Origin of the sequence: Reyranella sp. (assembly GCF_965229815.1) — a bacterium.
In the GTDB taxonomy this organism is placed as follows: Bacteria; Pseudomonadota; Alphaproteobacteria; order Reyranellales; family Reyranellaceae; genus Reyranella.
On sequence record NZ_CBDDJN010000002.1, the window covers coordinates 173,483 to 193,230 of the forward strand.

21 protein-coding genes are annotated in these 19,748 nt (G+C 69.5%); 8 read left to right on the plus strand and 13 right to left on the minus strand.

Features of this window, described 5'->3' with window-relative positions:
• Positions 1-26: 26 nt before the first annotated feature.
• The 3 genes from ACO073_RS01220 to ACO073_RS01230 form a co-directional block, all read right to left on the minus strand.
• Positions 27-1,439: an RNA-directed DNA polymerase gene (locus tag ACO073_RS01220; protein ID WP_421994442.1), complete on the minus strand. Its 1,413-nt coding sequence runs from the start codon at positions 1,437-1,439 to the stop codon at positions 27-29.
• 645 nt (positions 1,440-2,084) lie between these two features.
• The gene (locus ACO073_RS01225; protein ID WP_421994444.1) at positions 2,085-2,285 is read right to left on the minus strand and encodes a hypothetical protein; all 201 of its coding nucleotides are present in this window, start codon (positions 2,283-2,285) and stop codon (positions 2,085-2,087) included.
• Positions 2,286-3,020: 735 nt separating this feature from the next.
• Positions 3,021-3,398: a hypothetical protein gene (locus tag ACO073_RS01230; RefSeq protein WP_421994446.1), complete on the minus strand. Its 378-nt coding sequence runs from the start codon at positions 3,396-3,398 to the stop codon at positions 3,021-3,023.
• 164 nt (positions 3,399-3,562) lie between these two features.
• On the opposite strand from ACO073_RS01230, the gene ACO073_RS01235 reads away from it, so the two are divergent.
• A complete protein-coding gene (locus ACO073_RS01235) occupies positions 3,563-4,261 on the plus strand; it encodes a hypothetical protein (protein ID WP_421994448.1) in 699 nt (232 codons plus the stop codon).
• A gap of 211 nt (positions 4,262-4,472) precedes the next feature.
• On the opposite strand, the gene dctP is transcribed toward ACO073_RS01235, so the two are convergent.
• From dctP to ACO073_RS01250, 3 genes are all read right to left on the minus strand, one after another.
• Positions 4,473-5,456, minus strand: a complete 984-nt coding sequence (gene dctP, locus ACO073_RS01240; protein ID WP_421994450.1) for a TRAP transporter substrate-binding protein DctP — start codon at positions 5,454-5,456, stop codon at positions 4,473-4,475.
• Between the two features lie 93 nt (positions 5,457-5,549).
• Complete coding sequence (locus ACO073_RS01245) at positions 5,550-6,539, minus strand: LysR family transcriptional regulator (protein WP_421994452.1); 990 nt, start codon at positions 6,537-6,539, stop codon at positions 5,550-5,552.
• A 195-nt stretch (positions 6,540-6,734) separates the two neighbouring features.
• Entirely contained in the window at positions 6,735-7,670 is a 936-nt protein-coding gene (locus tag ACO073_RS01250) for a hypothetical protein (protein WP_421994454.1), read from the minus strand.
• A 377-nt stretch (positions 7,671-8,047) separates the two neighbouring features.
• Between ACO073_RS01250 and ACO073_RS01255 the strand changes: the two genes are divergently transcribed.
• Positions 8,048-10,642: a hypothetical protein gene (locus tag ACO073_RS01255; protein ID WP_421994456.1), complete on the plus strand. Its 2,595-nt coding sequence runs from the start codon at positions 8,048-8,050 to the stop codon at positions 10,640-10,642.
• A gap of 265 nt (positions 10,643-10,907) precedes the next feature.
• Positions 10,908-12,095, plus strand: a complete 1,188-nt coding sequence (hflK, locus tag ACO073_RS01260) for an FtsH protease activity modulator HflK (RefSeq protein WP_421994458.1) — start codon at positions 10,908-10,910, stop codon at positions 12,093-12,095.
• A 25-nt stretch (positions 12,096-12,120) separates the two neighbouring features.
• On the opposite strand, the gene ACO073_RS01265 is transcribed toward hflK, so the two are convergent.
• A complete protein-coding gene (locus ACO073_RS01265; protein ID WP_421994460.1) occupies positions 12,121-13,062 on the minus strand; it encodes a hypothetical protein in 942 nt (313 codons plus the stop codon).
• A gap of 275 nt (positions 13,063-13,337) precedes the next feature.
• On the opposite strand from ACO073_RS01265, the gene ACO073_RS01270 reads away from it, so the two are divergent.
• Both ACO073_RS01270 and ACO073_RS01275 read left to right on the plus strand, forming a co-directional pair.
• Positions 13,338-13,997 carry a cell envelope biogenesis protein TolA gene (locus ACO073_RS01270; protein WP_421994462.1) on the plus strand — a complete coding sequence of 220 codons (660 nt, stop codon included), beginning with the start codon at positions 13,338-13,340 and terminating at the stop codon, positions 13,995-13,997.
• Between the two features lie 163 nt (positions 13,998-14,160).
• On the plus strand, positions 14,161-14,535 hold the full coding sequence (locus ACO073_RS01275) for a hypothetical protein (RefSeq protein WP_421994464.1): 375 nt from the start codon (positions 14,161-14,163) through the stop codon (positions 14,533-14,535).
• A gap of 18 nt (positions 14,536-14,553) precedes the next feature.
• Here ACO073_RS01275 and ACO073_RS01280 read toward each other — a convergent pair whose 3' ends face one another.
• The 6 genes from ACO073_RS01280 to ACO073_RS01305 form a co-directional block, all read right to left on the minus strand.
• Positions 14,554-15,036 carry a metallophosphoesterase family protein gene (locus tag ACO073_RS01280; protein WP_421994466.1) on the minus strand — a complete coding sequence of 161 codons (483 nt, stop codon included), beginning with the start codon at positions 15,034-15,036 and terminating at the stop codon, positions 14,554-14,556.
• Positions 15,037-15,049: 13 nt separating this feature from the next.
• Positions 15,050-15,475 carry a hypothetical protein gene (locus ACO073_RS01285; protein WP_421994468.1) on the minus strand — a complete coding sequence of 142 codons (426 nt, stop codon included), beginning with the start codon at positions 15,473-15,475 and terminating at the stop codon, positions 15,050-15,052.
• Positions 15,476-15,542: 67 nt separating this feature from the next.
• Positions 15,543-16,013 (minus strand): diheme cytochrome c, encoded by a 471-nt coding sequence (locus ACO073_RS01290; RefSeq protein WP_421994470.1) that lies wholly within the window; start codon positions 16,011-16,013, stop codon positions 15,543-15,545.
• Between the two features lie 11 nt (positions 16,014-16,024).
• The gene (locus ACO073_RS01295; RefSeq protein WP_421994472.1) at positions 16,025-16,444 is read right to left on the minus strand and encodes a DUF1924 domain-containing protein; all 420 of its coding nucleotides are present in this window, start codon (positions 16,442-16,444) and stop codon (positions 16,025-16,027) included.
• A gap of 8 nt (positions 16,445-16,452) precedes the next feature.
• Positions 16,453-16,938: a hypothetical protein gene (locus ACO073_RS01300; RefSeq protein ID WP_421994474.1), complete on the minus strand. Its 486-nt coding sequence runs from the start codon at positions 16,936-16,938 to the stop codon at positions 16,453-16,455.
• A gap of 10 nt (positions 16,939-16,948) precedes the next feature.
• The gene (locus ACO073_RS01305; RefSeq protein ID WP_421994476.1) at positions 16,949-17,263 is read right to left on the minus strand and encodes a hypothetical protein; all 315 of its coding nucleotides are present in this window, start codon (positions 17,261-17,263) and stop codon (positions 16,949-16,951) included.
• A gap of 110 nt (positions 17,264-17,373) precedes the next feature.
• Between ACO073_RS01305 and ACO073_RS01310 the strand changes: the two genes are divergently transcribed.
• Genes ACO073_RS01310 through ACO073_RS01320 form a run of 3 tightly spaced genes read left to right on the plus strand, consistent with a single transcriptional unit; the run spans position 17,374 to position 19,738 of the window.
• The gene (locus ACO073_RS01310) at positions 17,374-17,694 is read left to right on the plus strand and encodes a PepSY domain-containing protein (RefSeq protein WP_421994478.1); all 321 of its coding nucleotides are present in this window, start codon (positions 17,374-17,376) and stop codon (positions 17,692-17,694) included.
• Positions 17,691-18,362 (plus strand): response regulator transcription factor, encoded by a 672-nt coding sequence (locus ACO073_RS01315; RefSeq protein ID WP_421994480.1) that lies wholly within the window; start codon positions 17,691-17,693, stop codon positions 18,360-18,362. Before ACO073_RS01310 ends, ACO073_RS01315 begins: the two co-directional genes overlap by 4 nt.
• Positions 18,359-19,738, plus strand: a complete 1,380-nt coding sequence (locus tag ACO073_RS01320; protein WP_421994482.1) for an ATP-binding protein — start codon at positions 18,359-18,361, stop codon at positions 19,736-19,738. The genes ACO073_RS01315 and ACO073_RS01320 overlap by 4 nt, the downstream gene beginning before the upstream one ends.
• Positions 19,739-19,748: the final 10 nt, after the last annotated feature.

Genomic DNA, 19,748 nt, shown 5'->3' on the forward strand with positions numbered 1-19,748 from the left:
CGATATTGAAGGTGTCGCGTCAGAACTTAGTAAATGTCGCTGTCTTCATCATCATCATTGTCCAGATCCTGGAGATCGTCGAAATTCTCATCCTCAATAGCTTCGCGCAGGCGCTGTAGGCCCTGATTATCACTTCGCAAGCCACGAAGAGTCAGAGCAATTGAGGTATAGCCTCGCGAAATTTCCAAGAAATGCACGTCTTTGGCGCGCAGCAGCGAGAAATAGGGGTCTTGCGTGATAAAATCGCCATTTACTCCGGGAAGAAGTCCTTGAATGAAGGCCTCGTAAGCGTAGAGCCACATGGAGCTCCTCAAACCGTCCGTCGTCAATGAAAGGTCCCAAAGTGCGCGGGAAACGGTCCCCTGTACGAGCCCTCGCGCGTCGAGTTGAACGACGAGAAGTGCCACGAACGCGTTCTCGATAGTGAAAAGCGGCGTGAGCTTCCGGGCTGAAAGGGTCAAGTCCAGGCGGATCGCCAGGAAAAGTAGCCAGATGATCTCACCAGTGCGGTTGGCGCGCGCGAGGACCGGGACTCGGTTCTCGATCAACTCCTTGAGAGTCTCGACTTGCACGTCCCTGTGCGCGTTCTGCCTTAAAAGGCATGCCTCTACCAGCAGGGAAACCAGACTCGGGTTACGGCGATAGGCATTGATTAGACTGAATTGCAGCGCGTCCCAATCGTCGGCGGCAACCAGTGCTGAACGGGCGTGCTGAAGCCCGTACTTCTCAACGTTTATGTCCGGGTGAGCCACGCATAATCGTCCAAGCTGATATAGGAAATGCTGTAAGGCGCTCGTCGCAATCCCGCCGTGCGGTCGGGATGTGCGGGGAAGGTATTCGCGAGCAGCCTGCTGCCAGCCGGAATTCTGGCGGTGCGATGTGGGATAGATGGCGGATTTTTCATTGTTTAGATCAAGTTCGAAAGCGGCCGTCGATTGACGCAGTACTGCCAACAACTCCTCGCCGTTAGCCCCTTCGGGGCTGCTGAGCGTATAATCGTCAATGTAGCGAGAAGCGTCCCGCTCTCCGATATTCAGGCGCTTCTGAACGTGAACATCCAAAGCAGAGGCTACCACCTCAGCGATCAGTCGCGAAGTATCCGGGCCGACTGGAAGCCCTAGCGTTTGGCCGTCTTGAGCGTTGCGGCATAAGAGGTCAATCAGGTTCCCATAGTGAACTAAACCCCGGTTGCGCTTGGCAAACTCCTTACCATAAATGGCCCAAGGTATGGCATGAGTGTAAATAGAGTGGAAGAAGGCTCGTACGTCGGCCGCGACGTACTCCTCGCGACGAGATGAGAGATTGACACGAAAGTCGTCCCTAAGTTCAACACTCGGTCGTACTAGAGCTCGTGATCCTGACCAGTCAAAGACGGGTGGCGAGAGCGTGATTTTGGACTTGCGCGCCTCGCGTCGCAACTTGACATAGTTGTCAGCCAAGACTCTCGAAAGTAGCAAGTGAGCAATGGGATTAGGCACCCCATGTCGCCGGTCCTCTTTGCCATAGCGCGGAAAATAGAACCATGCATGTTCGGAAACAAAGGCACAATAATTTGGGTCGCCGCGCCGGGTCGGTGGTAGAGCATCGATTCCTTTGAGAATGGACCTACGGTGTTTAGCGAGATCGTCAGAGACGAAGCAAGGAGGCAACTCAGGCGCAAAGTAACCGTGTGAGACAAGTCTCTTAAGGCGTTCTGATTTAGTTTTAGCACTCATTCCGACTACCCCTACCCTCGGAACCAGCAGAGTACATGAAGCTCACATTTGGCAACAATGATCGCAGGATCAGTACAGTTCAAGCTAATGGGCATCGACGACATAAGGATTGAGACTGGATAAATGAAGGGGGCGACGTCTCACCAGCGGACAATCTCCCCCCCCAATTGTTCCTGTTCAGTGTGGTTCGTCGACGGGTCTAACCTTTCTGGGGTAGCGGTGTAGACTTGGAGAACGACAGGGATACGGTTGCCGCAGGCGGTGATCTTTAGGCTAATGATCGTGTCGTTTCGGACTTGAGACGCGCGGCATTGGCGAAACGGTATCGCTTATGACACTGCTAGAGCCACCGAGACTGCTGCCGTGGGTTCATCGTCGGGTCAAATCAACGAGTTCACTGGCCCGCATGTCCAAATGTTTTTCGTCAGGCAGGTACTTTGCCCCACGCTTCAGCGTAAAAACCGACCAGAGATGCGCGAAGGTGGCGACGAAATAGATCTCATCTGGCAGGTCCGTTCGCGTCTTGGCCTCAGCTTGGATCGCATCCGCTACGGCGACGTAGTTGGTCAAGATGAAGTCATCACTTTCTAGAATGAGCACGGTATCATCACCCTCAGCCTTGCACCCAGCGAGCTTTGGACACTTGTCCTCAAGCGCCCTAGCCACTCGCTTCCGCCTTTCAGATTCAAGATCCATCGGGCCAAAACGCTGGATGAAAATTCACCCTGCGTGTTTTCCAGACACCGCCCAGTGCTCCTCTCTCGTTAGAACCAAATCAAAGGGCACATTGTCGGGCCTCCCCCGCAACACATCCCGACGGCCGCGTGGCTCGTTGGTGCGTCGAACTGGTGCTCCGTACCTGGCGTCAAGTTCGGCGGCGCAATCAACGACCCACTGATGTATGCGTTCGCGAATTTCTTTATGTTTGGATGGATGGATGCCTTGGTGTGGGGCAAGCGGAAAGGTCAGACTATACGTGCCACGCGGGGGCACTGCTGTGTTAAGCCCCGCTTCTAGTTCTCCAAGCATCTTGGAGAAATGGACGCTGTCGCCTATGTGACCGGCAAAAGGCTCAATGATCGTGTGCTCTAGCGCGACAGGCCTCCCACCGACCTTACATCTAACTTCAACCGGCGGCGTTTCGCCGTCTCTATCGGGGCATCGAAGCTCCGACCGCTGCGCCTTCCTGCGAGCTTCAATCGCCTGGAGGACTGCATCGCAACATTTGCCTTCGGTCTTTGCCTTCATTTGCCCCCAACCTCGGCCCCGCCGCCGGCTACACTACGCCGGCCGCAATCAGCCCCTTCAGCATCGCCACCGCCCCACACTGCCTCGTTTCGGCATTCGCATCGAACTTGCCGTCGGCGACGTAGCGGCCCTTCGCATACTGGTCGGTGCAGGCCCAGACATAGGGCGAATGGATGCCGTGCTGGCGGTAGCCGAGGCGTTGTAGCGCTCCCAGGCGACCAGCATGCCGGCGATGCTCCAGTCGTTCCATTTGTCGTAGCGATTGGCGGCGATGGCGTCCTGCGCGCTCTCCTCCCAGGTGAAGGGCGGCTTGCCGCCGGCCGGGCGTCCGGCCGGCGCGCGGACGGTGCGCGCGGTCAGCGGGTCGCCGTTGTGCAGATGCGCGTTGAAGCGGAAGTCGGCTTCCAGGCCACGGATGATCGCGAGGAAGTACACGCTCCGGTCGAGCCAACGGGGCCTCCTTCGTCGACAAGATCCCGGAGCGCCGCCCGTCGTCGAGGGAACCTCCCGGCTGGCGGAATGTCATCCAGGTCGATGACGACGGCGCATTTCCCGACTTGTATCGTGCCCCCCGTCAAATTGGGGAGGGATGGGGCAACGTGAAACGGACTCCGGCATTGGCCCTTGCGGGTCTCGCGATCGGCATCGCCGTCGGCGCACAGGCGCAGACGCAGGCATGGAATGCGACGACGTACCTTCAGCCCGGGGCGCCGTCATCGTGTCCCAAGCCCAGCGCGACCTATGGCTTCACCATCAACGGCAGCGAGCTCGTCGCGAAGATTCCCTCCGGGCCGGTGCATCGCAGCCCGATCGCCGCCGACGGGACGGTCAACATGCGGTACGACAGCGGCCATTCCCGGGTCGGCTGGGTGACCATCGCGGGCAACGTGCCGGCGCGCGGGCTCACGCTGTCGTCCTCGGGCTTTCCCGGCTGTCTCTATGCCCTGGCCGAGTCCGCGCCGTCCGATCCGCCGTCCGCCTATGCCGGATCGCTGGGAGACTGGGCGCTGGGCCGGTGGAACGGCTTGCAGGTCCGCAATGTCGGCGGCGTCGGCCTGCAATCCTCCCCGTTCAGCCTCGTCGTCGAGCGGCAAGGCAGCGGCAAGGTCTTCTGCCGCTTCAACACGCCCGAACTCGTGCACATATCGCTCTGGGCGTCGCGATGCAGCGTCACGGCCGACGCCGTGACCGTCACGAGCGGTCCGTCCGACCTGGCGCTCTCGCGCATCGGGAACGACCGGCTCGATGGAACCATGCATTACCCCGGCGGCAGCGCCATTCTCCGCCTCAACCGTTAGGGCGGCCTGCGATCCCTCGGGACCCGTCGGCGGTCCCGACGGGCGCGACCGAAGGTGCCGGGCAGGCCCAGACATGGGGCGAATGGATGCCGTGGTGGCGGTAGCCCAGGCCGTTGTAGCGCTCCCAGGCGACGAGCATCCCGGCGATGTGCACTCGCTCCTGTTTCCCAAGGGAGAGAGGAGCATGAATCGCCAACCATTTTCCTGGGCTTCAGGGCACTGACGCCGCGGCCCTGATCCGCGCGACCAGGGCCTTCACGAGCGGATCGGCGGCGTAGCGGGCGAAGACGGGCGCGGTGGCCTCGGCCAGGGCCTGGCGATCGACATCGGCGACGATCTCCACACCGAAGGCCGCCGCCGTCGTGCGCGCCGAGTCCTCCCGCTCGAGGCGCAGCTGGCGCTGGATGGCGACGGACTCCCGGGCGGCGGCGCGCAGGATCTTCCGGTCGTCGGGCGACAGAAGCTGCCACACCGCCTTCGAGACCACCAGGACCTCGGGCGGCCGCGCATGCCGGGTCAGGCTGTAGATGCCGGTCGCGGTGCGCTGGCGCGATGCCAGAAAGGCCGAAAGATAGGCCGAGGGGTTCTCCTCCGTCGCATCGACGAGTCTGGCCTTGATGGCCTCGTGGACCAGGCGGGAAGGCAGCGGCACCGTGCGGCCGCCCATCGCCTGCACGGTCGCCTGCGCCAGATCGGAGAGCGGCACGCCGACCGTCAGGTCCTTCATGTCCGCCACGCCGCGGATCGGCCGGCGCGCCATGATCGAGCGGAAGCCGGGATCGTAGAAGCAGAGACCGACCAGCCCGACGTCGTCGAGGGAGGCAAGGATCTGCCGGCCGATCGGCCCGTCCAGCGTCCGCTCGACGTGCTCGTCCGATTCGAAGAGGTATGGCAGGGAGAGCGCCACCGTGGCCGGAACCAGGTCGTGCAAATTCGAAACGTCCACGGCCGCCATGGCCAGCCTGCCCGTGCGCACCTGCTGGAGGGTGAACGACTCGGTGTCGCCGCTCTTGGGCTGGATCGCCAGCCTGATGCGACCGGCCGTGCGCTCGGCCACCAGCCGGGACATCTCGGCCATTGCCTGGACCGACGGATAGTCCGGACGATGAACGGTCGAGATCCCGAGAGTCTCGGCGCGCGCCGCGACCGGCCCCAGGAGCAACGCCATCACCACCGACACCCACACTGCACGCATCGCGTCCTCGCTTCCGCCTCTTCCCGACGACACAAGGTGGGGCGGGCGCGGGAGGACGCTATTGCAAAGTCTTCAGGGGGACATGAACCGCATTCACGACGCGGCCGCGAGCGGCGGCACCTCGTCGAGGCGGCTGGGCGGATGACCGACCCGGCGCTTCTGCAGGACGGGCGGCGCGTAGAGGACGTCGAATTCCTCGACGATCAGCCGGCGCAGCCAGCGGTGGCCGGCATTCCTCTCGTCGCTGGCGTGCCAGATCATGTCGACGGCATATTCGATGCCGTGGAGCGGCTCCGGCAGCGGCATGGTCGCGAGCTCGCTCGGCGCGCTGTAGAGCGCCACCCAGCGCTGCGGCAGCACGGCGCAGAGATCGGTGTGGGCGAGGACGGCGACGACGCCCGCCAGGGTCGGGATCGTGACCGCGGTGCGCCGCGTCGCCCCCCGGCTTCTCAGCACCTCGTCGAGGCTGCGCCGGTCGACGATGGCGCTGGAGACGTCGAGGAACGGCAGTTCGAGGAAGCGGTCGAAGGTGAGCGTGCCCCGCCTGGCCGGATGACCGGCCCGCATGGCCACGGCGAAGGGATCGCGCCAGATGCGCTTGCGGCGATATTCCGGTCCGCGCACGCGGGCGCCGACGCGCATCTGGATGTCGCCGGGGGCGTAGGGATTTTCGTCATCGTCCGGGAGCTGGCCGACGACCAGCGTGACGCCGGGCGCTTCCGCCCGCAGCCGCGCGCACAGCCGGGGCAGCAGGCAGTCGCTCATGAAGTCGGACTGGCGGAGGTTGAAGATCCGCTGCGACGTGGCGGGATCGAAGTCGTGCTGCAGGGCAATGCCATGCTGCAGGCTGTGCAGCGCGGCGCGCACGAAGGGGATGAGCTCGAGGGCCCGGCGCGTCGGCTGCATGCCGGTGGGCGTGCGGCCGAACAGCGGGTCGCCGAAGGTCTGGCGCAGGCGGCCGAGCGCGTGGCTGACGGCCGAGGGCGTCATGCCGATCGCCTTGGCGGCGCGGGTGATGCCCTTCTCGGCCATCAGCGCATCGAAGATGACCAGGAGGTTGAGATCGATGCTGCGGAGGTTCATAGGAACCCTCGTGTTCGAGACGGCACGCTCCGGATACGCGTGCGCGACCTTGCGCCTTCGCCGGATCGATTGACACCCCAACGAGAAGGATTTCCGGACCTGCGATCTATCGGGACCCGTCGGCGGGCCCGATGGCGGCCGGTGCCGGCCGGGCCCTGGCGGGCGGCCCGGCAGCGCCGCCGCTGCTGCCGCGGCCTACCTCGGCGCCGGCGGCGGCGACACCACGCCGGCGGCGATCAGTCCCTTCAGCATCGCCACCGCGCCGCATTGCTTCGTCTCGGCCTTGGCGTCGAACTTGCCGTCGGCGACGTAGCGGCCCTTCGCATACTGGTCGGTGCAGGCCCAGACATAGGGCGAATGGATGCCGTGGTGGCGGTATCCCAGGCCGTTGTAGCGCTCCCAGGCCACCAGCATGCCGGCGATGCTCCAGTCGTTCCATCGGTCGTAGCGGTTGGCGGCGATGGCGTCCGTCGCGCTCTCCTCCCAGGTGAAGGGCGGCTTGCCCTGGGCCGGTCGTCCCGCGGGCACGCGGACGGTGCGCGCGGTCAGCGGATCGCCGTTGTGCAGATGGGCATCGAAGCGGAAGTCGGCTTCCAAGCCGTGGATGATGGCGAGGAAGTACCAGGGCATGGTCATCGACTTCGTGATCCGCTCGTAGCGCGCGCGGTTGGCGAGGATCCGCCGCACGCTCTGCGCGACCTGGTCCTGGCGGGCCGGCAGGACCTTCGCGGCGTCGAAGCGCTGCCGGTACTCCTGGCGCAGCAGCTGCGAGAGGACGGCGTTCTCGTTCTCGAGCTCGGCGAGCCGGAAGCCGCGCGTCAGCGCCAGCTCGCGGAACACCCAGGTCGAGGCGCCGCCCAGCGCCAGGATGACGAGCGCCGCCGCGCCGACGACGAGGGTCTGGCGCCGGCGCTTCCGGGCGAGCGCCTGGGCGGCGCGCAGCGCGCGGCCGCGTTCCTCGCGCTCGTCGAGGTCGGTGGGGATCGGGGCGGACGCGGCGGCTGACGGCGCGGCGGCCGCGGGCTCGGACTCTGGAGCGCGGGTCGGGGCGCCGAGGCGCGGGCCGACGAGGACCGGGCCGTCGGGGAGCGGGCCGTCGGGTTCCGATGGAGGAGGGTCGCGGTCCGCCATGCCGCCGTCACCGCGCGGGTGAAGGGCGCTGGGCTCGCGGGGGGCTGTTCGTCATCGTCACCTCGGCCGTGCTGGCAAGCCGTCGACGCAGCCGAGCCTGTTTTCGTTCCCGGGACAAGGGCGGACCGCCCCCTCACCCAGCCTCTCCCCCTCGCGGGGGAGAGGAGCTTGAGAGCTTGGACCGGGCAGATGGGTGACAGTGGAGACGCGTCTCCTCTTCGCCGGGAGAGGAGGTTGAGGGTTTGGACCGGGCACATGGGTAACAGGGGGAGACGCGGCGCGTGACCGGCCTGCCGGCTCTGCAGCCTTGCAGGGCGCGTTTCGTTGGCGGGAGGGGCCAGGATGGGGACCCCGATCCTTCCAGGCAGGCGCCGATCATGACCGTTGCGTTGCGTATGTTCCTCGTGGCGTCCGCCGCCGCGCTCCTGTCCCTCGTCTCCGCCCTGTCGAGCCGGCCGGCGCCGGCGCAACCCGGGCCGCCGCCGGTCGAGATCTACCCGGCGCCCGCGGGCGCGCCGGTGTCGCCGCACTTCACGGTGATGGTGCGGGTCGGCGGGGTGTTCGTCGAGGCGCCGGCCTACGAGACCGCCAATCCCTTCCCGCCCGCCGCGTCGTCGGCCAGCCCGCAGCCGCCGTTCGAGTGGACGACGGCATGGACCAGCTTCGCCACCGACACCGAGGTCACGGTGCAGGTGGCGCCGGCGACGCCCTTCGCCTCGGCGCGCATCCTGCCGACCAGCGCCGGCATCGAGCCGACCCTGTCGGGCCGCAACGGCAGCCACTACACAAGCCTCAGCTTCAAGATCGGCGGCAAGGGCCTCGACGGACAGGGCACCGGCATCCGCCAGGTGTCGGTCGAGTTCTGCTACACCGATTCGCCCTGCACCGCGGCGACGCAGCGGCTGCGCGACCTCCGCCATCCGCTGCTGGTCTTCGTCAGCCCGCTGTCGGCCAATGTGCCGCCCTCCGCCACCGGCGCGGTGCTGACGCCGACGCCGGGCCAGCCGGTGCCGCCGCTCGGCAGCGGCCAAACCATGGTCTCGTTCGGGCCGGGCTTCCACGACCTCGGGCCGACGCCCTACGCGCTCCCGGCCAATGCCACGGCCTACCTGGCCGGCGGGGCGTGGGTGCGCGGCACCTTCGCGATCGGCGACGGCACGACGATCGCCGGCCTCGGCGTCCTGTCGGGCGACGGCTGCACGCCGCCCCCGGACGAACCCAATCCCTGCTACATGATGATCGCGGGGCCGGCGGCGGCCGGCGCCATCCCCAAGCCCGTCAGCGGCGTGACGCTGAGCGGCGTCACGCTGGTCGACGCGCCGTTCTACAACGTGCTGCTGGGCGGCACCGGCAATCACGTGTCGAACATCAAGGTGATGGCGTGGCGGCCCAACACCGACGGGATCAGCACGGGCAGCGGCAGCCTCACCGGCAGCTTCTTCAAGGTCGGCGACGACGCGATCAAGCTCTACTCGAGCGGCCTCAGCGTGAGCGCCTGCACGCTGTGGCAGCTCGGCAATGCCGCGCCGTTCGAGCTCGGCGTGAACCTGAGCGAGGCGGTGAAGGGCATCTCGGTGCAGGACAGCGACGTCATCCGCACCGAATGGACCTATCCCAACCGCAGCAACGCGGTGTTCTCGGCGGCGTTCGGCGGCAAGGGCACCGGCTCGCAGTACACGTTCGGCAACATCCGGGTCGAGAACGCCAACCCGTCCGGCCTCGGCGCCGACGGGATCAAGCCGGTGTTCCAGCTGTTCAAGCTCGCGGTCATTCCCAATCCCTGGGCGACGGCACCCAATGTCGGGCCGGGCGCGATCGACACGGTCGGCTTCACCGACATCCATGCCGCCGAGCGGACGACGCTGCCCGACCTGTTCCAGAGCTTCGACTGGAAGCACCGCGTGTCGGGCGTCACCTTCGACCGCGTGACGGTGGACGGCGCGACCCTGCCGACCCCGGCCGCGACCTGGAACGCCAACCGCAACTACAGCCTGAGCGGCACGCCCTTCTCCAACATCCTGTGGCGCGGCGTGCCGCCCACCGTGCCCGCCACCTCGTTCCAGGCCGCGGTGTTCGACGGCGCGGCGGGCGGCTGGCCGGCGACGCCCCTCGCCTCGCTCGCCGGGCCGGACGCGTCCCAACCCGGCTTCGCGGAGGCCTGGGCGATCGGCGACGTCGACGGCCAGGGCATGGCGAGCGTGCTGTTCCTCGACAGCGCCACGACGCCGGGCGCCGTCACCTACGGCCTGTGGGACCAGCCGTTCGGGCCCTCGCCGCAGGCCGTCGAGCTGCTGAAGTACGATGCCGGCTCGCGGCCCGTCGGCCTCGGCGACTTCAACGGCGACGGCCGCGCCGACCTGGTGCTGTGGGATCCCGGCCGCCAGGTGGCGACGCTCGTGCTGATGGGCGGCGCGCGGGTCGCCGGCATGTACTTCGCCACGCCGCCGGCGCCAACCGGCGGCCGCTGGTCGCTGGCGGGCATCGGCGACGTCGACCAGAACGGCTATTCCGACCTCCTGCTGCGCGACGACGCGGGCCACATGATGATCGGCAGCTACGACGGCGGGCCGCAGCCGACCTGGCAGAAGCCGATCCCCGTGGCGGCGTTCGACTATGGCGGCGGGACCTTCGACCCGTCGTCGTGGGAGGTCGCGGCGGTCGGCGACGTGCGCGGCCTGGGCTATGCCAGCGTCGTGTGGGTCAACCGCTCGGCCTGCAAGCTCGGCATCACGGGCTTCTCCTTCACCTCGCTGTCGTCGGTCGGCGCCAATGCATTGCTGGACGGCACGATGCCCCCCGGCTGCACGGTCGCCGCGACCGGCGACTACAACGGCGACGGCACGATGGACCTGCTGCTGTCCGACGCGACGACCGGCCAGCTGACGATCTGGTACACCGGCTACAAGGACGGCGCGCTGTCGTGGACGGGCCCGACGCTGACGCCGCCGCAGGACTACGCGCTGCAGCCGTGAGTCGTTGGGCAAGAACCTGCCCGCCGCGTGAATCGATCCGGTTCGCCGGCGTGGACGCCCCCGGCGGCACGGTATAGGGTCGCCTACCATCGCCCCCCAAGCAGTCGGCTTGCGATGGCAGAGAGAGACGTGCGCTCTCGCCCCCGTTCGCGAGGTGCACGCTTGAATCGCCGGCCCGTCCCCTGCCCGTCCTGTCCCTGCCTGCCGTCGCCCTGGCCGCTATCGCACTTGCCACCGCCGCACTGGCCGACCGCGGAGGCGCCCCATGTCGCATGACGAGAACGGCGGCGGGCCGTGGGGCAACCGTGGCCGGTCGAACGGCGGCGGAAGCTCCGGCGGGCGACGCCCGTTCGACCTCGACGACTTGCTGCGCAATGGCCGGCGGCGCCTGGGCGGCCTGATCCCCGGCGGCGGGGGCTCGTACAAGGGCGTGGTCCTGGTCGTGCTGGCCGGGGTGGCGATCTGGCTGGCCACCGGCCTGTTCCGCGTGCAGCCCAACCAGCAGGCGATCCAGCTGGTGTTCGGCAAGCCCGTTGCCGCGCCGGCCGAGCCCGGGCTGCACTACAACTTTCCGGCCCCGATCGGCGATGTCGTGGTGGTCGACGTCCAGAACCAGCGGCGCCTGGTCATCGGCGAGCGCGGCGCGTCGTCGAGCGCTCCGTCGAGCAGCAGCCGCGGCACCACGCGCCTGGCCGCGCGGGAGAACCTGATGCTGACCGGCGACGAGAACATCGTCGACATCGAGTTCGTCGTGCTGTGGCAGATCAACGACGTCTTCAAGTACGCCTTCGACGTGCGCCATCCCGAGCAGAACGTGCGCGACGCCGCCGAGGCGGCGATGCGCGAGGTGATCGGCCGGTCGGACCTGCAGTACGCCCAGACCGACGGCCGCAGCCGCATCGAGCAGGCCGCCAAGGACCTGCTGCAGGGCATCCTCGATTCGTACGGGGTGGGCGTGCGCATCAGCAACATCCAGCTGCTGCGCGTCGACCCGCCCGACGAGGTGATCGCGTCGTTCCGCGACGTGCAGGCGGCGCGCGCCGACAAGGAGAAGAGCATCAACGAGGCCAACACCTACCGCAACCAGGTGCTGCCGCGGGCCAAGGGCGAGGCGGCGGCGATCGAGCAGCGCGGCGAGGCCTACAAGGCCGAGATCATCGCGCGGGCGAGCGGCGACGCGCAGCGCTTCGACCAGGTCTACGAGCAGTGGGCCAAGGCCAGGGACATCACGACCCAGCGGCTCTATCTCGACACGATGGAGGAGGTGCTGCGCGGCGCCAACAAGGTGCTGGTCGACCGCGGCGCCGCCGGCGCGGGCAGCGTGCTGCCCTACCTGCGCCTGCCCATGCCGGAGTCGCCGGCATCGCCGCAGGGCCCGACGCCGGCCGCGAGACCGGCCGCGACGGCGCCGGACGGAAAGCCGGCGTCGCCCGGCGTGCCGCCGACGCGCTGACGCCCTTCTCCCGCCGTCGGAAGCCTCATCGCACGGCCACGCCCTGGAGCCGTGACGGCAGGTCCGGCACGGCATAGAGGGTGTCATCGGCGACGGTGTAATAGTCGACCGACGTGACCTTCGACACGCGCTCGATGCGTCGCAGGACGGCCTGGAGCTGCGGGCCGCGCACCAGGATCGCCTGGCCGTACATCTGGGCGACGTCGGCGATATCGGACAGGCTGCGCGTCTCGATGATTCCCGGAACCCCGTTCGCGCGGCGCACCAGGGCCGCCGGCAGCGTCTCCACCGGACTTTCCTTCGGCGTGACGTACTTCAGGTTGCGATCGCTCTGATAGTCGTCGCTGACCCGGTACCGCCTCTGGTCGAGCCGGTCGAGGTCGAAGTTGCGGTTCACAATGATGAGATAGAGGTGACCGTCGTCGGCCCGCACCTCCGCCCGGTCCGGGAGCGCCGCAACGGGGACGGGCTGGGGCGGGTGGAAGGGACTGTCCGCCGGGACCGCATAGCTGGCGGTCTTGCGACAGGTCAGCAGCGCCCGCGGGCTTCCCGCGGCCAGGGTGGGGATGCTCTTGGGATCCATGCCGGCCAGCAGCTTCACCGACTCGTCGGCGAGGCAATGGCAGAACGCCGCCTTGCCGAGCCGCCGGCGATCGTACAGTCGTGCATAGGCGGACTTGTACGTCATGCCGCATCGTTCGAGGGACGCGGCGCGAATCGCCTCCGGCTGCACGCAGCCCGTCACCTGGGTGGTGATCACCGTGTTGAACACATTGGGAAAGCCGGGGGACTTGTCCCTGTCCCAGGCGGCCGCGAACTTGCGGGCGATGCAGCCGCAATCATAGGCGGTGTTCAGCAGATGGTTGGTCGCACAGGCCTGGCGCGCCCTCTCGACGTCGTCGGCCGCCGCGGGCCACGACACGAGCAGGGACAGGAGGAGGCAGGGCAGGATCTTCGACAGGTTCATGAGAGTCCATCGGATGAAGGCCGGTCCGGTGGCGGGGAATGGCGCTGCAGCGGTCGGCCGTCAGGCGCAGAGGCTGCCGGCCATACGACAGCACGACCGAAGGTCGCGGTATCGCCCCTGCACGACCCGACGGTCGATCTTCTCCGACCCGATCGCACGACAGGGGACGCCAGGCCGGTCGGTCGCGCGGCCCGAGTCGCGCCGCGAACGACGCGTGTTCCGGAGGACCGATGTGCGGGATGCGTGCGGCCGACACGCCCGCTACAAGCGCCGTCATGGCCCGGAAGCTGAAGACCTACACGACGCCGGCCGGCTTCTTCGAGCTGGCCGTCGCGGCGCCGTCCATGAAGGCGGCGCTCGAAGCCTGGGGCGCGGGCGCGAACCTGTTCCGGGACGGCTTCGCGACGGCGACCGAGGACCCCGCCATCGTGGCCTCGACCATGGCGCGGCCGGGTGTCGTGCTGCGCCGGCCGGTCGGCTCGACCGGCGCCTTCAGCGAACACGCGAAACTGCCGGAGAACCTGGCCAGCCGGGTCGTCCGGGGCGAAGGCCGGGCGGCGAAGCGGGATGGGAAGGTGCGGGGCGGGAAGGCGCGAGATGAAAAGGCGCGGGGCGGGGCACGCAAGTTGCCGGCCGCGGACGACCGGGCGGCGCGCGCGGCAGCCCGCGCCTTCGAGCGGGAGGAGAAGCGCCGCGACAGCGAACGGCGGCGCGAGGAGAAGGCGCGCGCGCAGGAGCAGGCGCGCCGGCGCCGTGCGGTCGCCTCGGCCGAGGCGCGGCTCGCGGCGGCGCGACGGAAACACGATGCACGCCTGGCCGCGATCGATCGCGAGCGCGCGACGCTCGACCGGAAGGCAGAGGCCGAGACCGCAAGATGGCGCGAACGCGAAGGCCGGCTGGAGCAGGCGCTGCGGCGGGCGCGCTCGAAAGACTGACACGCGACAGCAGGCGCGCGCCATGGCGTGGGCCAGGGCGACCGCCCCCTCACCCAACCTCTCCCCCGCGCGGGGGAGAGGAGGAAGAGGGCATGAACGGTTGCATTCGGCCCCCAACCTCCACCGTTGACGCGTCCGCGGCACGCCCATAAGAGCGGAAGCGATGCCCATCACTTTCACAATCGACCACGCGACCCGCACCGTCGAGGCGCGCTTCGCCGGGACCCTCACCCTGGCGGACGTCGAGGAGTTCTGCGACGCCGTGGTCGCGCAGAACGCGCTGCCCTATCGCAAGCTGATCGACGGCCGCACGGCCACCGGCAGCTACACCGACGCCGACGTCATGGCGCTGGGCGCGCGCATGGCCGCCTATGCGATGCTGGGGCCGCGCGGCGCGCTCGCGGTCGTGCCGGTGTCGGAGGCCTATGTCGAGCTGGTCGAGCGGCTGCTCAACCTCGCCAAGGACGGGCGGCCGGCGCGCGCCTTCCTGTCGATCGACGAGGCGCGGCGGTGGCTCGCCGAGCAGCCCGATCCCTGAGCGAGGGACGATCCGGACTCAGCGTCCGGGAAAAGCGAGGAGCTCGACCAGGCGCGGGCGGAGCGCGCGGGCGGACAGCGCGACGATCGCCAGGGCGACGGGCAGGCGGAAGCGGCGCGGGCCGGCGCTGCCCGGATTGAGATAGACGACGCCCTCGACGGTCTCGATCGACGGGCGATGCGAATGGCCCGACACGACCATGTCGATGCCCGCCGCCGCGGGATCGAGGTCGAGTGCGGCACGGTCGTGCAGCAGGTGGATGGTGCGGCCGCCCAGCGCCACGCGCGCCGTCGCGGGAAACGCCTCGGCCCAGGCGCCGCGGTCGACATTGCCGCGCACCGCGGTCACCGGCGCGAGGCGGCGGAGGCCTTCGATCACCTCGGGCCGGCCGATGTCGCCGGCATGGACGATGTGGTCGACGCCGGCCAGCGCCGCCACGGCCTCGGGCCGCAGCAGGCCGTGGGTGTCGGAGAGGACGCCGAGCGTCAGGGGTTGCGTCATGGCGGGCCGGTCCTCAGGCGCGCCGGAAGAAAGTGTCGAGGAAGTCCGCTGCCGCCTGCGAGAGGCCGATCACCTTGTCGGTCGCCTGGCGGTAGAACCGGAAGCCGAGCTCGGCGCCGGGGTCTCCGTCCGCGCCGCCGGCCAGGGGCTTCAGCTCGCGCCGGCCGAGCGGCCGCCGCGCGAGGGCGGTGCGGCGGATCGAGAGGCTGACGCGCGGCGTCTGGCGGGCGAGGCCGGGCTTGCGCGCGACCGGCGCGGAAGCGGTCACGATGCCGCGCGCGACCAGCCCCTGCCCGCCCTCGTTCTCGCTCGCGAACACATAGATCACGTCGCCCGCGGCGACGTGCCGGCCGCCGTACATCGTCTTCTGGGCGACGAAGTCGAAGGTCTTCGCGCGAGGATCGCGGACCTCGGCCTTGATCGCGAATGGCTTGCGCACTGCTCCGCTCCCTGCCGCAGGAGGGGAGGCTAGCACGGTCCGCGACGCGCACGACCGGCGATGCCGGCTATTCGTAGACGCCGGCATCGGCCCGCGGATGGCAGGCCAGGCAGTTCGACCGGGTCAGCACCTTCGGATCGGTCCAGACCGAGTCGGGGAAGCGGTGCTTGCGCCGGAACTCGGGATTGGCGGTGATCCGCAACGGCGCGCCGTCCGGCGACACCCATCGCATGTACTTGCCGGCGCTGCCCCGTCCCGCGACGTCGCCGGCATTGGCGGTCATGTAGGCGCGGATGATCGCGATGCTGTCGGCCGACACGCCGGCATCCTCGCCGAAATGGTCGGCCAGGCCGTCGAGCAGCCGGTGCCAGGAACGCGCCGGCAGGAACGCCGGCTGGAAGGCCATGTGGCAGGCGCCGCATTCCGCGCGCACCACCGCGTTCCCGACCGGCGGCACCCGCTCGTCGCCGCCCGCCACGGCTTGCCCGGCGGACAGGGCGCCGAGCGACAGGAGCAGGGCGACGGCGAGGCGCCCCATCGCAGCGGTCCTCACTGGCCCGCCATGAAGGTGATGTAGTCGCCCTTCTCCAGCGGCGTGCAGGCGCGGCCGAGCACGCTGTGGCAGTCGCGCGCGAACTGCTTCTCGACCCTGGCGGGATCGGTGAAGCGTTGCGGGTTGACCGACACGGCGACCGGCCCGATCGGCCGGCCCGTCTTGGCGTTGCGACCGGGCTGCCGGGGATCGGCGGTATGGCAGGCGGTGCAGGACGGCGTGCGCGCGTCGCCGCCCGCCCAGCGGCCCCGGAACAGCGCCTCGCCGCGCCCGGCCGAGAAGGCGCCGGCGGCGGGATCGGCGCGCCGCGCCTCGGCGGCGTAGCCCGCGAGGATGGCGTCGCGGCTTGCGTCGCCGGCCGCCACGACGACCGGCAGCAGCGTCATCGCCGCGGCCAGCGAGAGACGGCGGATCATCACGGGTGTCATCGCGGGTCCTTTCCCGGTTCCTTCCCCGGGACCAACCAGCGGCGGCCGCCATGCATCCAGGTGACGAAGGCGATGTGGCCGGCGACCAGCCACAGCGAGGCCTCGGCGATCGCCTCGTGCGGATGCTCGAACAGGCCCAGGAGATCCGCACTGGCGCCGCTCAGCGCGACCAGGCCGACGACGGCGATCAGGGAAGCGGCGAACCAGGCGAACAGAGGATGGCGGCCGGGGCCGCGACCCCGCCACGCGCGCGCCGCCGCCACGCCCGGCCGCGGCAGGGCGAGCGGTCCCGGCGGACGGACAAGGATGCCGGCGAGGAGGCGCAGCGCCACCGCCGCCAGCACGGCGTAGCCGGCGAACTGGTGCATGGCATAGCTGTCCTCGCCGGCCGTCAGCCAGGCGACCAGGAAGCCGCCGGCGAGCCAGGCATGCCATGCCTTGAGCAGGGCAAGCTGCCGCCCGGCGGGGAGTCGAGCGGCCATCGCGCGATCCTCAGTCGTCGTCGCCGTCATGGTCGCCTCCGTGACTCCCGAAGCGCGCCAGGTCGCGCGCGCCGCGCTCGTCGGTCCCGCCCGGCCGGCGGTCGTCGCGGCGCGCACCATGGCGGCCGTCGCGATCGAGGCGCCCGTCCCGCGCCGGCGCGGCGAGATAGCCGTCGTCGCGGGCCGCGGCCCCGCCGGGAACCGCAACGCCGGCCTGCGGCTCGCCCTGCGCCGGGGCCCCGGTCTGCACCTGGGCATGGACGGCGGCGGCGACCGCGATGACGGCCGCGGCGGCCAGGCCCTGGATCAGCATCTTCTTCAGCATTCGTCCCTCCTCCTTGGCTGTGGACGAGGGCTAGACTATCGACCGCGGCCTGAACCGAGCCTGACCGGCGCGTTCATCCTGCGTTCAGGATCGGCCGCGTAGGGTGGAGCATGGCGCTGTTGAAGGCCCTTCTGATGGCGGCCCTCGCCGCCTGCGTCGCCGGCGGCGCGGCCGCCGCCGACGACGGCCACGACCACGACCGCGCGCGCCGCGCCGTCGAGGAGGGCCGCATCCTGCCGCTGCGCGACATCCTGGCCCGCGCGCAGGCCGACAACGTGGGCCAGGTTCTCGAGGTCGAGCTCGAGGACGAACGGGGCGTGCCGGTCTACGAGATCAAGATCCTGTCGGCGGACGGGCGCGTGCTGAAGCGCCACTACGATGCGCGGACCGGCGCCCTGCTGAAGAGCCGCGACGGGGACCGCCGGCGATGAGGGTCCTGGTGGTCGAGGACGAGCCGGCGCTGTCGCTGCGCCTGCAGCGCGCGCTGGAGGCCGCCGGCTTCGCCGTCGACGTCGCCCATGACGGCGAGGACGGGTGGCACCTCGGCGAGACCGAGCCCTACGACGCGATCGTGCTCGATCTCGGCCTGCCGCGGATCGACGGCGTCACGGTGCTCAAGCGCTGGCGCGACGCCGGCCGGTCGGCGCCGGTGCTGATCCTGACGGCGCGCGGCCGCTGGTCCGAGAAGATGGCGGGCTTCGACGCCGGCGCCGACGACTACATGACCAAGCCGTTCGAGCTCGACGAGGTGATCTACCGGGTGCGCGCCCTGATCCGCCGCGCGGCCGGCCATGCCCAGCCCGAGCTCAGCTGCGGGCCGCTGCGGCTCGACAGCAATGCCGGCCGCGTCACGCGCGAGGGCGCGCCGGTGCCGCTGACGGCGCAGGAGTTCCGCATCCTGTCCTACCTGATGCATCACCCCGGGCGCGTGGTCAGCCGCACGGAGCTGATGGAGCATGTCTACGACCGGCATTTCGACGCCGATTCGAACGTGCTCGAGGTGCTGCTCGGCCGCATCCGCCGCAAGATCGGCGCCGAGCTGATCCGCACCGTGCGCGGGCAGGGCTACCGGCTGACCGACCGGCCGGACGACGCATGACGACGGGGGCTTCGGGAGAAGGCCGCGCGCTGGAGGGCCGTTCGCTCTCGGTGCGGCTGGTGCTGGCGGCGCTGGTCTGGCTGGCGGTGCTGCTCGGCGTCGGCGGCGTCGTCCTGTCGCTCGCCTTCCGCGGCGCCGTCGAGGAGGAGTTCGGCTACCGCCTCGACGCCATCCTCAAGACCATCATCGCCGCGACGGAGGTCGCGCCCGACGGCGCGGTGAGCATGGCGCGGCCGCTCGGCGATCCGCGCTTCGACCGCGTCTTCTCCGGCTGGTACTGGCAGATCGTCGCGCCCGACGGGCGGCGACTGCGGTCGCGCTCGCTGTGGGACAGCGTCATCGCGGTCGCGCCGGGCGACGAGACGTCGGCGGTGCGGCGGATCGACGGTCCCAACCACGAGCGGCTGCTGGTGGTCGAACGCGACCTGCGGTTCGCCAACGCGGCCGGCCCCGTGCACCTGCTGGTCGCCGGCGACCTTGCCGAGGTAAGCGGCGGCGTGCGGCGCTTCGACCTGCTGCTCGTCCTGTCGCTCGGCCTGCTGGGGCTCGGCATGGCGGTCGCGGTGATCGTGCAGGTGCGCTACGGGCTGCGGCCGCTGCGCGCCATGGCCGCCGACCTGGCGGCGGTGAAGGCCGGCGACGCGCCTCGGCTCGCCGGCCGCTATCCGCGCGAGCTGGCGCCGCTCGCCGCGGCGATGAACGGCGTGCTCGATAACGACGCCGACCTGATCGAACGGGCGCGCCGGCATGTCGGCAACCTCGCGCACGGGCTCAAGACGTCGCTGGCGGTGATCGGCGCCGAGCTGCAGGGCGCCGCCGACCGGAAGGTCCTGCGCGAGCAGGTCGAGGCGATGCGCCGGCAGATCGAGCATCATCTCGGCCGCGCCGCGGCGATGGCGGGCGGCGGCCGCACGCTGGGCGTGAAGACATCCGTCGAGAGCGTGGCGACCGGCGTCGCCGGCGCGCTGGCCAAGGTCCATGCCGAGCGTGGACTGACGATGGACCTCGGCATCGCGCCCGGGCTGGTGTTCCGCGGGTCCCGCGAGGATCTCGAGGAGATCGTCGGCAATCTCCTGGAGAACGCCTGCAAATGGGCGAAGCGGCGGGTGCGGCTGCGGGCCCGCGAGTCGGACGGGCGGCTGCACATCGCCATCGACGACGACGGGCCGGGCCTGCCCGCCGACCAGTTCGCCGACGCCCTGCGCCGCGGCCGGCGCCTCGACGAGAAGGCGCCGGGCTGGGGACTGGGGCTTTCGATCGCCGCCGACCTGGTCGACGTCAACGGCGGCCGGATGGACCTGTCCCGGTCCGAGCTCGGCGGGCTCGCCGTCACCATCGTGATGCCGGGTCCTTCGCCGGCTGCGGCATCGGGCTAGGCAGATGTCG